Annotated in this window: 13 protein-coding genes and 1 other RNA gene; 11 read left to right on the forward strand and 3 right to left on the reverse strand. The window is 72.4% G+C overall.

Features of this window, described 5'->3' with window-relative positions; translation table 11 throughout:
- Positions 1–92: 92 nt before the first annotated feature.
- From BIV01_RS03555 to BIV01_RS03590, 8 genes are all read left to right on the forward strand, one after another.
- A complete protein-coding gene (locus BIV01_RS03555; RefSeq protein ID WP_254791769.1) occupies positions 93–1,313 on the forward strand; it encodes a multidrug effflux MFS transporter in 1,221 nt (406 codons plus the stop codon).
- Positions 1,314–1,368: 55 nt separating this feature from the next.
- Positions 1,369–1,707 (forward strand): STAS domain-containing protein, encoded by a 339-nt coding sequence (locus BIV01_RS03560; protein ID WP_070418772.1) that lies wholly within the window; start codon positions 1,369–1,371, stop codon positions 1,705–1,707.
- Complete coding sequence (locus tag BIV01_RS03565; RefSeq protein ID WP_070418773.1) at positions 1,704–2,117, forward strand: ATP-binding protein; 414 nt, start codon at positions 1,704–1,706, stop codon at positions 2,115–2,117. The genes BIV01_RS03560 and BIV01_RS03565 overlap by 4 nt, the downstream gene beginning before the upstream one ends.
- Positions 2,118–2,233: 116 nt before the next feature.
- Positions 2,234–3,193, forward strand: coding sequence for a helix-turn-helix domain-containing protein (locus BIV01_RS03570; protein ID WP_071301947.1), 960 nt, complete (start codon positions 2,234–2,236; stop codon positions 3,191–3,193).
- Between the two features lie 24 nt (positions 3,194–3,217).
- Entirely contained in the window at positions 3,218–3,781 is a 564-nt protein-coding gene (locus BIV01_RS03575; RefSeq protein ID WP_071301948.1) for an RBBP9/YdeN family alpha/beta hydrolase, read from the forward strand.
- Between the two features lie 106 nt (positions 3,782–3,887).
- Positions 3,888–4,964 carry a hypothetical protein gene (locus BIV01_RS03580; protein ID WP_071301949.1) on the forward strand — a complete coding sequence of 359 codons (1,077 nt, stop codon included), beginning with the start codon at positions 3,888–3,890 and terminating at the stop codon, positions 4,962–4,964.
- A 104-nt stretch (positions 4,965–5,068) separates the two neighbouring features.
- Complete coding sequence (locus BIV01_RS03585; protein ID WP_071301950.1) at positions 5,069–5,914, forward strand: Nif3-like dinuclear metal center hexameric protein; 846 nt, start codon at positions 5,069–5,071, stop codon at positions 5,912–5,914.
- A gap of 2 nt (positions 5,915–5,916) precedes the next feature.
- Positions 5,917–6,651: a zinc ribbon domain-containing protein gene (locus tag BIV01_RS03590; RefSeq protein ID WP_071301951.1), complete on the forward strand. Its 735-nt coding sequence runs from the start codon at positions 5,917–5,919 to the stop codon at positions 6,649–6,651.
- A gap of 215 nt (positions 6,652–6,866) precedes the next feature.
- Here BIV01_RS03590 and rnpB read toward each other — a convergent pair.
- From rnpB to map, 3 genes are all read right to left on the reverse strand, one after another.
- An RNA gene (gene rnpB / locus BIV01_RS03595) (RNase P RNA component class A) lies at positions 6,867–7,227 on the reverse strand.
- Between the two features lie 120 nt (positions 7,228–7,347).
- Complete coding sequence (ppgK, locus tag BIV01_RS03600; RefSeq protein WP_070418779.1) at positions 7,348–8,097, reverse strand: polyphosphate--glucose phosphotransferase; 750 nt, start codon at positions 8,095–8,097, stop codon at positions 7,348–7,350.
- 22 nt (positions 8,098–8,119) lie between these two features.
- A complete protein-coding gene (gene map, locus BIV01_RS03605; protein ID WP_071295240.1) occupies positions 8,120–8,983 on the reverse strand; it encodes a type I methionyl aminopeptidase in 864 nt (287 codons plus the stop codon).
- A 156-nt stretch (positions 8,984–9,139) separates the two neighbouring features.
- Between map and BIV01_RS03610 the strand changes: the two genes are divergently transcribed.
- From BIV01_RS03610 to BIV01_RS03620, 3 genes are read left to right on the forward strand one after another with little or no spacing between them, the layout of a single operon-like run.
- Positions 9,140–9,319, forward strand: coding sequence for an SPOR domain-containing protein (locus BIV01_RS03610; protein WP_070418781.1), 180 nt, complete (start codon positions 9,140–9,142; stop codon positions 9,317–9,319).
- Between the two features lie 45 nt (positions 9,320–9,364).
- Complete coding sequence (glnA, locus tag BIV01_RS03615) at positions 9,365–10,702, forward strand: type I glutamate--ammonia ligase (protein ID WP_070418782.1); 1,338 nt, start codon at positions 9,365–9,367, stop codon at positions 10,700–10,702.
- Between the two features lie 22 nt (positions 10,703–10,724).
- Positions 10,725–13,697, forward strand: a complete 2,973-nt coding sequence (locus tag BIV01_RS03620; RefSeq protein WP_071301952.1) for a bifunctional [glutamine synthetase] adenylyltransferase/[glutamine synthetase]-adenylyl-L-tyrosine phosphorylase — start codon at positions 10,725–10,727, stop codon at positions 13,695–13,697.
- Positions 13,698–13,716 lie beyond the last annotated feature (19 nt).

Raw genomic sequence — 13,716 nt, forward strand, 5'->3', positions numbered from 1 at the left:
AGCTGGCACCGCGCCTCCCGGCCGTCTCGGTGTGCGCAACGCGACACCACCGCCCTTGTCGAATCGATTCGGGGGCGCGTAGCGTGGCCGACGTGACGACGGAGCGCACAGGACCGACCAGCCGGACGACCGCCCTCCCACCGATCCTGCCGCTGGCCCTGATCGTCGGCGTCTCACCGTTCGCGACCGACATGTACATCCCGGCCCTGCCGGCGATCGCACGCGACCTCGGCACGACGCCCGGTGCCGTGCAGCTGTCCCTGACGGCGTTCCTCGTCGCGTTCGCCGTCGGGCAGCTGCTCGCCGGACCGGTGAGCGACGGCATCGGGCGGCGTCCGCTGATGCTCGTCGGCACGGCGGTCTTCGCCGTCGCCTCCGTCGGGTGCGCGCTCGCGCCGGACGTCGTGACGCTCGTGGTGGCGCGGGTGTTCCAGGGGCTGGCGGGTGCGGCCGGAGCGGTCGCCGGGCGGGCGATGGTCTCGGACGTGGTCGACGGGCCGCGGATGGTGAAGGTGTTCGGGACCCTCGCGGCGATCAACGCGATCGGCCCCGTCGTCGCCCCGCTGGCCGGGGGAGCGGTGCTGACGATCGGCACCTGGCGACTCATGTTCGTCGTCCTCGCGGTGCTCGGTGCGGCGTTCTTCGTCGCCGTGGTCGTCCGGTTCCACGAGACCCTGCCGCGGGCGTTCCGCGGCGGGGTGGGCCTCGGTGCGAACTGGGGACGCATCCGCGAGCTCATGGGCATCCCGCGGTTCCGTGCGTACGTGCTGACCGGGGTGCTCTCGACCATCGGGTTCTTCGCGTACATCGCCACGAGCTCGTTCGTGTTCCAGACCGGCTTCGGGTTCTCCGAGGGGATGTACACCCTCGTGTTCGCCACGAACGCCTCGATGATGATCGTCACGACGCTCGTGTTCCGCCGCGTGGTCGGTCGGTTCTCGGAGGACGCGCTGCTGTCGTTCGGCCTGGCGCTCGGGACCCTCGGCGCGACGGGCGTCCTCGTGTCCGCGCTGCTCGGGGCCGGCGCGGTGCCGGTCTGGGTCTCGCTCGCCGTCGTGACCGCGGCGTGGGGGTTCGTCCTGCCGGCAGCGATGACCCGCACGCAGCACGTCGGTGCCGCGCACCCGGGGACCGCAGCGGCACTGCAGGGCGGGCTGACGTTCGGGCTCGGCGGCCTCGGCACGCCGCTCGCGGGAGCCCTCGGCGGGACGGCCGTCGCGATGGGGTCGGTGATGGCGGTGCTCATGGCGGCCGCCGTGGTCGTGCAGCTGCTGGCGACGCGACGGACCGGACGCGCCTCGACGGGTTCGTGACCCGGACCCGGTAGGTTGCAGGGTGCACCCCGCACCGATCCCAGGAGGCACCGACATGGACATCGTCGTACACGAAGCGGACGCCGGCGCCGCCGTGCTCGAGTGCAGCGGCCGACTCAACATGGTGTCGGCCCCGACGTTCCGCGAGACCGTCGCGAAGGTCGTCGGCGACGGACGGCCCCGCGTGGTCGTCGAGCTGTCCGGGGTGGAGTTCATGGACTCCTCCGGTCTCGGTGCGCTCGTCGGGTCGCTCAAGGCCGCGCGGCAGGCCGGCGGGGACCTCCGCATCGCGGCGCCGTCCGACCAGGTCGAGATGGTGCTCAAGCTCTCCAACATGGACAAGATCCTCCGCACGTACCCGGACGGGGACGCCGCGGTGACCGACTGGGCATGAACGCCGCCGTGGGTGGGCACAGCCTCGACCTGGCGTGCCCGCCGGACGACGTCACGGCGGTGCACGCGTTCCTCGCGACGGTGTGGGACACCGAGCCCACCGTCTCGGCCGAGGACCGGATGGCCCTCGAGCTCGCGCTCGTCGAACTCACCTCGAACGTGATCGAGCACGGCGCGGCCGGTCGCGGTGTCTCGTGCTCGCTCCACCTCGACGTGGGCTCCGACGCGGTCGAGGCGCAGCTGACCGACGACGGTGTGCCGGTGCCGGTCGACCCGTCCGCCGCGCAGCTCCCCGACGCGCTGGCCGAGAGCGGGCGGGGCCTGGCGCTCGTGCAGATGGTGGTCGACGACCTGCGCTACGAACGGGTCGCGGACCGGAACCTGTGGACGGTCCGGCGCGGGCGCCACTGAGTGCCGCTCGTGTCTGACGAATCGGTTCGTCCGCTTCGCGCAGCCCGTGGGCCGGTATCCGCAATGCGTGCGCATACATCCCGTGGGTTCCGTGCCGCCGTGTCACGATCCAGTCGATGAACGTCGAGCCCGACCCCAGGATCAGCTTCGAGACGTCCGGGGCCGACCTCGAGGCGGCGATCCAGATGTACGAGGACGCGTACGAGAGCGTGGGCTTCCAGGCGGAGCGCACGGAACGCCCGTTCAGCTACCGCTTCCGGGTCACCGGTGACGAGACGATGTCCTTCCGCTCCACGCGGTTCGACGCCCGGATGCAGGGCGAGCTCGAGTCCGGTGACGAGTACGTCGTGATGTGGCTCGCCGACGGTGGGGGCACCGTCGACGTCGGGCGGCAAGAGGTCGCCTTCACGCCCGGCACGCCGATGATGTTCCCGACCGGTCGACCGTTCGCCTTCGACCTGCAGGACGTCCGGCAGAGCCTGGTGCAGTTCGATCGCACGTTCCTCGAGGGCGTGGCGGCCGAGGAGCACGGCACGCAGCCGGCCCCGCTCGTGTTCGACCACACCCAGCCGCCCCGTCGCGAGGACCTCCGCGGGTGGAACGCCCAGGTCCGCCGGGCCGCCGAGACCGTGCTCGGTGAGGCACCGGTGTCGCAGCTGGTCCTCGCGGAGACCGCCCGGGACACCGCCCTCGCGCTCCTCCGCACCTTCCCGCACACCGTGCTCGCGCCGGACATCACCCTGCCGCAGGGCGCCACCGGCCGGGTCCGCGAGGCCGTCGAGTACATGCACGCGTTCGCCCACACCCCGATCAGCACGACCGACGTCGCCGAGCACGTCGGGCTCAGCGTGCGCGGGCTCCAGCAGGCGTTCCAGCGGCAGGTCGGTACGGCGCCCAACGCGATGCTGCGCGGCATCCGGCTCGACCGCGTCCGCGAGGAACTCCGCCGCTCGTCGCCCGGTGACGTCACGGTCGCCGCGATCGCCGTGCGGTGGGGTTTCGCCCACCTCGGCCGGTTCTCCGGGGCGTACGCCTCGCGCTTCGGCGAGTACCCGCGCGACACGCTGCACGCCTGATCCGACCGCCACTACGCTTCGAGGGTGCGCAGACCTCGACCGTGGGTGATCGTCCCCGGGATCTGGAACTCCGACCCCGACCACTGGCAGTCGCTGTGGCAGGACGACCGGTCGGCCGACGACCCGGGCGCGGTCGTCCGGATCGCACCGGCGTCGTGGAGCGAACCCGACCCGGACGACTGGTCCCGCGCGATCACCAGCGCCGTGGCCGCCGTCGACGAACCGCCGGTGCTCATCGCGCACAGCCTGGGCGTCCTCGCCGTCGCCGCGTGGCTCGGGCAGCGCGGACACGCCGCGGTCGCGGGTGCCTTCCTCGTGGCGCCGCCGGACCCGCTCGCGCCGGGGTTCCCCGCCGCAGCGGCCGGGTTCGTCGAGCCGGTGGCCCAGGCGGCCCCTGCGGTCCCGACGCGTCTGGTGGTCAGCGACGACGACCCGTACTGCACGCTCGACCGGGCCGTGGCCTTCGCGGACGTCCTCGGTGCCGGAGTCGTCCGGGTCGGCGCGCTCGGCCACGTGAACGTCGCCAGCGGTGTCGGTGCCTGGCCGGCCGGCCGTGCACTCGTGGACGACCTCGAGCGCACGCTCTGACACCGTCCGCGACACGCCGTTCACCTTCGAGGCGATATGGCAGGGACTCCGGCGACACACCGGGGATGTCCGCCGAGATGAGCGTTGCGATATTTATCCTTCGATCATGGAAACGCAGTCCGGTGCACGCACCCCCCTCGTCGACCCGTTCGGTCGCGAGCTCGAGGAGTGGCTCCGTGACGCCCCGGCGACGCGCGCCCCGTACCTGTCGGACCTCGTGGTCCCGCCGGTCACCGGGCCCGTGCAGCGTCCGGACGCAGCGTCGGACGCCCCCGTCGAGCCCGCCACGACCAGCGGCGCCGCGGCCGTCGTCGACGCCGCTGTGCCGGCCGACGACTCCGCCTTCCGTCGCCCCCGCGACCGTGCTCGGCACGCCGCGGTCTGCGCGCCGTCCTTCCCCGAACCGCCGGAGCGCCTCGCCCTCCGCATCGAGGACCTCGCCGTCGAGGTGTCCTCGGCCAGCGGGCGCACCACGATCGAGCGCATCGTGATCCTCGAGGACGAGGTCCGTCGTCGTGACGAGGACCTCGCTCGCCTCGCCGCGTGGGAGGCCACCGTCGCCGGACAGCGCGACCTCGAGGTCGAGGCCGCTCGGGCGTTCGCCCACTCCGTCTTCGCGGACCTGCTGGCCGATGCCGCGCTCGAGGCCGATCGTCGTGACCGTGCCGCGGCGCGGCGTGCGGCGAGGGGCAGCGTGCCGGTCGCCGGCGTGCCCGCGTCGGCCGCCGTCCCGGCGCCCGCCGTCGTCACCGCCGTCGTCACCCCGACGGGCTCCGCACCCGCTCCCGCACTCGTGGACGCGACCGAGGTCGTGGACGCGATCGACGCCCCCGAGGCGACCACGCCGGGACGCGACGAGCCCGCTCGTCCGGTGCTGTCCCTCCCGGTCGTCTCACCGGTGTCCGCGAACACGCGACCCACGCCGCTGGTCCAGCCCGCGACCGGGCCGACCGTGATCGACCGTGCCGCGTTCGCCGCCGCGCTGACGGCGCACGCCGGTGCGACGGCGAGCACGCCCGTCGTGCTCCCGGAGGCCGTCGTCCCGACGACCGCCGGGACCGCCGCCGCCGAGACCGCCGGGCACCCGGCCCACGCAGCCGACGTCGCGTCCGAGGACCGTGCCTCCGCCGGGTGGTGGACGCGCTTCGTCGCCGTCGTCATGCGCGCGTTCGGTCGCCGCTGATCCACCAGGCAGCCCCGCGTCGCCCGTCGTCCACAGTCCTGCTCGGTCCCGTGGTCGTCCACAGGGCGCCCGGACCGACCCGGGCGGCTCGGTAGACTGACGGGATGCCGACGCTCCGCGAACTCCAGGCCGTGATCGAAGACCTGTGGCCCGCCGCCGGCGCCGAGTCCTGGGACTCCGTCGGCCTCGTGGCGGGGGACCCCGACCAGACGGTCGAGCACGTGCACCTCGCAGTCGACGCCGTCCCGGTCACCGCCCGCGAGACGGTCGAGCTCGGCGCTGACCTGCTGCTCACCCACCACCCGCTGCTGCTCCGCGGCGTCACCACGATCGCCGAGTCGACCTACAAGGGCAGCGTGCTCGCCACCCTCGTGCGCGGCGGGGCAGCCCTCGTCGCCGCGCACACCAACGCCGACGTCGTGACGACGGGCACCTCGGCCGTCCTCGCCGACCGGCTCGGCCTGACCGACGAGCGCCCGCTCGAGCCCGGTGCGGACCCGTCGACGGGCATCGGCCGCGTCGGGGTGCTCGCCGAACCGACCACGCTCGGCGCGCTCGCCCGGGCGCTGGTGGACCTCCTGCCCGGCACCGCGACCGGCGTCCGGGTCTCGGGGGAGTTCGACCGGCCCGTCCGTTCCGTCGCGCTCTGCGCCGGCGCCGGTGACGCGTACCTCGGGCACCCCGACGTGCTCGGTGCCGACGTCTACGTCACGAGCGACCTCCGGCACCACCCGGCGTCCGAGTTCCGCGAGCAGGCGATGCTCGTCGACGGGCCCGCCCTCATCGACACCTCGCACTGGGCCACCGAGTGGCTCTGGCTCGACGTCGCCGCCGAGCAACTCCGCCGCGCCGCAGGCGTCCGCGTCACCGTGAGCGACCTCCGCACCGACCCGTGGGACTTCGCCGTCCTGCCGGCCGCCGAACCCACCACCGACACACAAGGAGTCTGACCATGAAGGCAGCACCCGAGGACCAGGTCATCCTCCTCGACGTCCAGCGTCTCGACAACGACGTCACCCGGATCGCGCACCGCATCACGTCGCTGCAGAAGGGGGACCGGCTCACCGAGCTCGGCACCACGGCGGCGGGGCTGCGCGCCCAGCTCGCGGCGGCCACCGGCGAGGTCGAGGACGCCGAGCGCGAACTCGCCCGCCTCGAGTCCGACACCGCCACGGCGCAGGCCCGTGTGGAGCGTGACACCACGATGCTCCAGAACGTCTCCAGCGCGAAGGACGCTGCCGGTCTCCAGAGCGAGCTCGAGTCGCTGCAGCGCCGCATCGGGGACCTCGAGACGGCCGAACTCGAGGTCATGGAGAACCTCGACGGCTTCCGCGCCCGCGTCGGTGACATCGAAGCGCAGCTCGCCGACGTCGAGGCCGCGCGTGCCGGGCTCGTGGCCGAGCGCGACGCCGAGATCGCCCGGCTCGAGTCCGACCGCGAATCGGCCACGCAGAGCCGTGCCGCCGTCGCCGCGAAGGTGCCGGCGGACCTCCTCGCGCTGTACGACCGGCAGCGGGCACGGTACGGCTTCGGCGCCTCGCTGCTGCAGGGCGGGGTGTCCACGGCGTCCGGCGTGACCCTCACGAACTCCGACCTGCAGACCATCCGGCGGGCAGCGCCCGACGACGTCGTGCTCTGCCCCGACAGCGACGCGATCCTGGTGCGGACGGCGGAGTCCGGGCTCTAGGCGCGACCTGACGACGGACGGGAGGCGCGGTGCCGGCTGGCACCGCGCCTCCCGTCCGTCGTGTGCGTGCGCTGGTAGCGTCACGTCGCGTCGCGCCGTGCGTCGGCGCAGTGTGCGAGGTCCCGCGCGGCGTGCGATGGCGCTGGCGTCTCACACAGCACGGAACCGCGCACAGTGCCGCGGTCGGCGCCCGCCGCGCGCGGGGGCGTGGGGTGCGAATGGGCCGGCCGTACGCCGGGTTCTGTCCCGCCGCTCGCGCGGCGGTGACGGCCATCTCTCTCGGACCGACGTTGCCGTCGGCCTCCAGCGGTCTACCCGAGGACTCGGCGAGCAGCCTCAGCGTCCTCTGTCTGACCTTGCTCCGGGCGAGGTTTACCGAGCGGATCCGGTCACCCGGACCCCTGGTGGTCTCTTACACCACCGTTTCACCCTTACCGACGTCGCCGCCGGCGGTCTGCTTTCTGTGGCACTGTCTCGCGGATTGCTCCGGGTGGGTGTTACCCACCGCCCTGCTCTGTGGAGCCCGGACGTTCCTCGGCACTCCCGGGGGAGCGACGCGACCGTCTCACCGACCCATTCGCGAGCACGAGTCTACCGGGCACGGGGCCACGACATCGAACCAGCGGCGAGGGCCGGTTCGATGTCGGATTCGTGGTTCGATCCGCGGCGAGGCCGCGACGACGGCGCGTCGGCGCGTCAGGCGCTCCGCGCGGCCAGGGTCGCGGCGCCGATGATGCCCGCGTTGTTCCGGAGCGTCGCCGGGATGATGTCCGCCTGCAGGTCGAGCAGCGGCAGGAACTCCTCGTACTGCTTCGAGACCCCGCCACCAACGACGAAGAGCTCCGGGGAGAGCAGGGCCTCGAGCGTGGAGTAGTACTTCTGCAGCCGCTTCGCCCAGTGCTTCCACGACAGGTCGTCGCGCTCCTTCGCGGCGAACGAGGCGCGCGACTCGGCGTCGTGCCCGTCGATTTCGAGGTGCCCGAGCTCCGAGTTCACGATGAGCACGCCGTCGTTGATGAGCGCCGTGCCGATGCCGGTGCCGAGCGTCGTGACGACGACCAGGCCGTCCTTGCCCTTCGCCGCACCGAACTGCTGCTCGGCGAACCCGGCTGCGTCGGCGTCGTTGACGAAGTGGATGGAGCGGCCGAGCTCCTTCTCGAAGAGCGCCTCGGCCTCGAAGCCGATCCACTTCTTCGAGACGTTCGCCGCGGACATGGTCTTGCCGTCGCGGACGATCGCCGGGAAGCAGACCCCGACGGGCACGTCCGACGCCGGAGCGAGCTCGTCGAGGATGGACGCGGCCACGGCGACGATGTCGTGCGGCTTCCCGCCCTCGGGCGTGGCCTTCTTGATCCGGTCGGTGGTGAGTTCGCCGGTGGAGACGTCGACGATCGCGCCCTTGATGCCCGTACCGCCGATGTCGACGCCGACTGCGAGGGAGGTCATGAGGAGCCTTTCGGTGTGGAGGTCAGGAGACCGTGAGGAGTTCCGCGCCGCGCTCGGTGACGACGAGGGTGTGTTCGAACTGTGCGGTCCACGACTTGTCCCGGGTGGAGACGGTCCAGTCGTCGGCCCAGATGTCGGCGTCGATGCCGCCGAGCGTGAGCATCGGCTCGATCGTGAAGACCATGCCGGGCACCATGACGTCGTCGAAGCGCGGAGCGTCGTAGTGGGGGATGATCAGCCCGGAGTGGAACGCCCGCCCGACGCCGTGGCCGGTGTAGTCGCGGACGACGCCGTAGCCGAAGCGCTTCGCGTACGCCTCGATGGCACGGCCGATGACGTTCACCTGCCGACCCGGGGCGACGGCCTTGATCCCACGCTCGAGGGCGAGTCGCGTGCGGGTCACGAGGTCCTCGACCTCTTGCGACGCCTGCCCGACGATGAAGGTGCGGTTCGTGTCGCCGTGCATCCCGTCCTTGTAGGCGGTGATGTCGATGTTGACGAGGTCGCCCTCCTGCAGGACGGTGTCGTCGGGGATGCCGTGGCAGATGACCTCGTTGAGGCTCGAGCAGAGGGACTTCGGGTAGCCGCGGTAGCCGAGCGTCGAGGGGTAGGCGCCGTGCGCGACGACGAACTCGTGGCCGATCCGGTCGAGCTCGTCCGTCGTGACACCGGGGCGGATCGCTGCGCCGACGGCGTCGATGGCCTGGGAGGCGATGCGCCCGGCGGTCCGGATCCGCTCGACCTCGTCCGGGGTGTACGTGTCGCCGAGTCCGTGCTCGTGCGGCTCGGCCTTGCCGACGTACTCCGGACGCTCGATCTCCTTCGGGACGGACCGCAGCGGGGAGATGCGGCCGGCGGTCAGGTGTCCGTGTTCGTCCCGGGGCATGCGGACCACTCTAGCCGGGGCCGCGGGGTGCGGACGCGAGGGCCTGGAGGCGCGGTGGCGGCCCGACGGACCGGCACCGCGCCTCCAGGCGGTCACCCAGCGCGCGGGGCGCGGCGCGCCCGCACCGCCGCCGCCCCACCTGGGTACGGTGGCGGCATGAGTGACGAACGCATCGAGTCCCAGTGGTGGTTCAACGAGAAGACGCACGCCGTCGAGCAGGGCCCGCAGTCGCCGCAGCGCGACCGGATCGGCCCGTTCGCCTCGCGTGAGGAAGCGCAACACGCCCTGGACCGGATCAAGGCGAACAACGAGCGTTGGGACGACGAAGACCAATAGGCTGAGACTCCCAGCTGGACCAGCTGCACCACGGAAAGGGCGTCAATGGACAAGCAGACGGACTTCGTGCTCCGCACCATCGAGGAGCGGGGCATCAAGTTCATCCGACTCTGGTTCACGGACGTCATCGGGACCCTGAAGTCCGTGGCGATCGCCCCGGCCGAGGTCGAGGGCGCGTTCGCCGAGGGCATCGGGTTCGACGGCTCCGCGATCGAGGGCCTCACGCGCTCGTACGAGGCGGACGTCCTGGCCCACCCGGACCCGTCGACGTTCCAGATCCTCCCGTGGCGCGGCGAGATCGACCCGACCGCGCGGATGTTCTGCGACATCACGACGCCGGACGGCCAGCCCGCCGTCGCCGACCCGCGCAACGTGCTCAAGCGCACGCTGGCGAAGGCGAGCGAGCGCGGCTTCACGTTCTACACGCACCCCGAGATCGAGTTCTACCTGCTGAAGAGCCGCGACTGGAAGGACGGCGGCCCGCAGCCCGTCGACCGCGCCGGCTACTTCGACAACGTCCCCGGCGGCAGCGCGCACGACTTCCGTCGCCGGTCCGTCCGGATGCTCGAGGACCTCGGCATCTCGGTGGAGTTCTCCCACCACGAGGCCGGCCCCGGCCAGAACGAGATCGACCTCCGCTACGCCGATGCACTGACGATGGCGGACAACATCATGACGTTCCGCACCGTCGTGAAAGAGGTCGCGATCGAGCAGGGCGTCTACGCGACGTTCATGCCGAAGCCGATCTCCGGCCAGCCGGGCTCGGGCATGCACACGCACGTGTCGCTGTTCGAGGGCGACCAGAACGCCTTCTACGAGGCGGGTGGCCAGTACCAGCTGTCCGACACGGCGAAGCACTTCATCGCCGGTGTGCTCAAGCACGCGCCGGAGATCACCGCGGTCACGAACCAGTTCGTGAACTCGTACAAGCGCCTCTGGGGCGGTGACGAGGCCCCGTCGTTCGTGACCTGGGGCCACAACAACCGCTCGGCCCTCGTGCGCGTCCCGCTGTACAAGCCGAACAAGGGCCAGTCCGCCCGCATCGAGTACCGCGGCATCGACTCGGCGGCGAACCCGTACCTCGCGTACTCGCTGCTGCTGGCCGCGGGGCTCAAGGGCATCGACGAGGGCTACGAGCTCCCGCCGGAGGCCGAGGACAACGTCTGGAGCCTGTCCGACTCCGAGCGCCGCGCCCTCGGGTACAGCCAGCTGCCGGCGAGCCTCGACCACGCGCTGAGCCTCATGGAGGACTCGGAACTCGTGGCGGAGACGCTCGGCGAGCAGGTCTTCAACTTCGTGCTGCTGAACAAGCGCCAGGAGTGGAAGGCCTACCGCGACCAGGTCACGCCGTTCGAGCTCGACACGAACCTCGGCGCGCTCTGACGGCACCGGGGGCACGCACCACATGACCGGTCGGACGACGACGTCGCGTTCCGAGTTGGCCCGCCTGGGCTTCGCGGAGCTGTCGGAGAGCCTGGAACGCATCGCCGACCTGGAGGCGCGGTTCGGCCCCGACCTGCAGGTGCCGGTGAGCGGGTCCCCGGCACTGTGGGAGTCCACGGCCGATCCCGACGGCGCACTCCGCGCGCTCGAGCGGCTGCTCGAGCGCGCGCCGGACGAACTGCGTCCGGTCCTCGCGGACGACGCCGCCACCGAACGGCTCGTGCGGCTCCTCGGTGCGTCGGTCGGGCTCGGTGAGTTCCTGCACCGCCGTCCGGCGGAGATCGACCTGCTCCTGGCGCCGGTGACGGCGCCGTGGTCGCAGCAGGAGTACACCGACTCGTTGCTCGCCGCGATCGACGGTGCCACGGGTGAGGACGCCCGACTCCGGCTCCGGGTGCGCTACCGCCGGCACCTGGCCCAGATCGCGCTGTTCGACGTCCTGAACGCCGCGCCGACCGAGGCGTTCCCCGCCGTCGCGGCCGGGCTGGCCGACCTCGCCGGTGCCGCGCTCGAGGCCGCGGTGGACGTCGCCCGGCGCGAGGTCCCGTTCCCCGCGGCCGACGTCGAGGCGACGCCGCTCGCCGTCATCGCGATGGGCAAGGCCGGGGCCCGCGAACTCAACTACGTCAGCGATGTCGACGTCATCTTCGTCACCGAACCCACCCGCGACGACGAAGCGGGCACGGGCGTGGGGACCGACCGCGCCGTGCTCATCGCCACGCGGCTGGCGATCGCGGCCACGCACGCCATCACCGACCTCGCGGCCGAACCGGCGCTGTGGGAGGTCGACGCGAACCTCCGGCCGGAGGGCAAGGACGGCGCGCTCGTCCGGACGCTCGACTCCCACGTGGCGTACTACGAGCGCTGGGCGAAGGAGTGGGAGTTCCAGGCCCTGCTCAAGGCGCGGCCGATCGCCGGGTCGGTCGACCTGGGGGAGCGCTACGCCACCGCGGTCGCCGACTTCGTGTGGACGTCGGCGCAGCGACCGGGGTTCGTCGAGTCCGTGCAGCGCATGCGGCAGCGGGTCACCGACAACATCCCCGACGACGAGGTCGACCGGCAGCTCAAGCTCGGGCCGGGCGGTCTGCGCGACGTCGAGTTCACCGTGCAGCTGCTGCAGCTCGTGCACGGCCGCGACGACGAGACCGTGCGGGTCCGGTCCACGCTCGAGGCGATGGACGCGCTCACCGACGCCGGCTACGTCGGCCGTGCCGAGGCCGCCCGCTTCGGGCCGGACTACGCCCTGCTCCGCCTGCTCGAGCACCGCATCCAGCTCCGCCGCCTGCAGCGCACCCACCTGATGCCCTCCGACGAGGACGAGCTCCGGGTGCTCGCCCGGTCGAGCGGTCTCGCACGGTCCGCTGCGGCGCTCGAGACACGGTGGCGCGCCGTGAAGCTCGAGGTCCGTGGCCTGCACGAGCGCCTGTTCTACCGACCGCTCCTGTCCGCGGTGGCCGCGAGCGACGGCGACATCGTGCTCACCAGCGACCAGGCGGTCGACCGGCTCGGCGCGATCGGCTTCGCGGACCCCGCCGGGGCACTCGGCCACATCCGGGCACTGACGCAGGGCACGAGCCGCCGGGCGGCGATCCAGCGGAACCTGCTGCCGGTGCTCCTGCGCTGGATGGCCGAGGGACCGGCACCGGACCGAGCGCTCCTGGCCTTCCGCCGGCTGAGCGACACCCTGGGGGAGTCGAGCTGGTTCCTCCGCATGCTCCGGGACTCCTCCGGCGCGGCGCACTCGCTCACCACCGTGCTCTCGGAGTCGGCGTTCCTGTCCGGGCTGCTCGAACGCTTCCCCGAGGCGGTGGCCTGGCTCGACGAACCGGAGGCGCTGCTGCGCCCCCGGCCGATCGAGTCGCTGCTCGCCGAGGTCACGGCGACGACGGCACGGCACGGGGACGACGTGGACGGCGCGGCCGCCCTGGTCCGGTCCGCCCGCCGGCGTGAGACGCTCCGACTCGGCATGGCCGCCGTCCTCGGACACCTCGACGTCGATGCCCTCGGCCCGGCGTTGAGCGACGTCACCGAGTCGACCCTGGCCGGTGCCCTCACGCTCGCGCGACGGGACGCCCCGGCAGGCCTGGAGTTCGGCGTCATCGCGATGGGGCGGTACGGCGGCCGTGAGCTCGGCTTCGGCTCGGACGCCGACGTCCTCTACGTGTACCGGGCGACCGAGGACGTCCCGTCTGAACAGGCTTCGCGAGCGGCGCAGACCATCGTGCGGGAGCTCGCCCGCTTGACCGACGACGCGATCCACCCTCTCGACCTCGACATCGACCTCCGCCCCGAGGGCAAGAACGGCCCCGTGGTGCGCACGCTCGACTCCTACGGCGCGTACTACGCCCGCTGGTCGCTCACTTGGGAGGCCCAGGCGTTGCTCCGGGCCCGTGGGGCGGTCGGGGACGCGCAGCTCCTGCGTGACTTCGAGCACCTCGCCGACCGCACGCGCTACCCGGAGCACATCGACGACCAGCAGGTGCGCGAGGTCCGACGCATCAAGGCCCGCGTCGAGTCCGAACGCCTCCCGCGCGGTGCGGACCCCGCCCGGCACCTCAAGCTCGGCCGCGGTTCCCTGAGCGACGTGGAGTGGTTCGTCCAGCTCCTCCAGCTGCAGCACGCGCTGACGATCCCCGGCCTCCGGACGACGTCCACGCTCGAGGCGCTCGACGCCGCCCGCGACGCCGGACTCGTCGCCCCCGACGACGCCGAGCGTCTCGGTGCCGCCTGGCGCTTCGCCTCGCGGACCCGGAGCGCGCTCGTGCTCTGGTCGGGCAAGACCACGGACGTGCTGCCCGTCGACCGGGTGCAGCTCGAGGGCATCGCACGCCTGATGGAGTACCCGCCGGGGTCCGCCTCGGAACTCGAGGAGGACTACCTCGGGGTCACCCGCCGGGCACGTCAGGTCTTCGAGCGCGAGTTCTACGGCGCCTGACGCCCGCCGCGACACGCCC

This window comes from Curtobacterium sp. MCBA15_013 (genome assembly GCF_001865095.1).
Taxonomy (GTDB): Bacteria; Actinomycetota; Actinomycetes; order Actinomycetales; family Microbacteriaceae; genus Curtobacterium.

What these genes read in the sequence shown, in the direction of transcription:
- BIV01_RS03565 (WP_070418773.1), top strand. Translation starts at nt 1,704, where the DNA reads ATGAACGCCGCCGTGGGTGGGCACAGCCTCGACCTGGCGTGCCCGCCG.
- BIV01_RS03590 (WP_071301951.1), top strand. Translation starts at nt 5,917, where the DNA reads ATGAAGGCAGCACCCGAGGACCAGGTCATCCTCCTCGACGTCCAGCGT.
- glnA (WP_070418782.1), top strand. Translation starts at nt 9,365, where the DNA reads ATGGACAAGCAGACGGACTTCGTGCTCCGCACCATCGAGGAGCGGGGC.
- BIV01_RS03570 (WP_071301947.1), top strand. Translation starts at nt 2,234, where the DNA reads ATGAACGTCGAGCCCGACCCCAGGATCAGCTTCGAGACGTCCGGGGCC.
- BIV01_RS03560 (WP_070418772.1), top strand. Translation starts at nt 1,369, where the DNA reads ATGGACATCGTCGTACACGAAGCGGACGCCGGCGCCGCCGTGCTCGAG.
- ppgK (WP_070418779.1), bottom strand. Translation starts at nt 8,097, where the DNA reads ATGACCTCCCTCGCAGTCGGCGTCGACATCGGCGGTACGGGCATCAAG.
- BIV01_RS03610 (WP_070418781.1), top strand. Translation starts at nt 9,140, where the DNA reads ATGAGTGACGAACGCATCGAGTCCCAGTGGTGGTTCAACGAGAAGACG.
- BIV01_RS03620 (WP_071301952.1), top strand. Translation starts at nt 10,725, where the DNA reads ATGACCGGTCGGACGACGACGTCGCGTTCCGAGTTGGCCCGCCTGGGC.
- map (WP_071295240.1), bottom strand. Translation starts at nt 8,983, where the DNA reads ATGCCCCGGGACGAACACGGACACCTGACCGCCGGCCGCATCTCCCCG.
- BIV01_RS03580 (WP_071301949.1), top strand. Translation starts at nt 3,888, where the DNA reads ATGGAAACGCAGTCCGGTGCACGCACCCCCCTCGTCGACCCGTTCGGT.
- BIV01_RS03585 (WP_071301950.1), top strand. Translation starts at nt 5,069, where the DNA reads ATGCCGACGCTCCGCGAACTCCAGGCCGTGATCGAAGACCTGTGGCCC.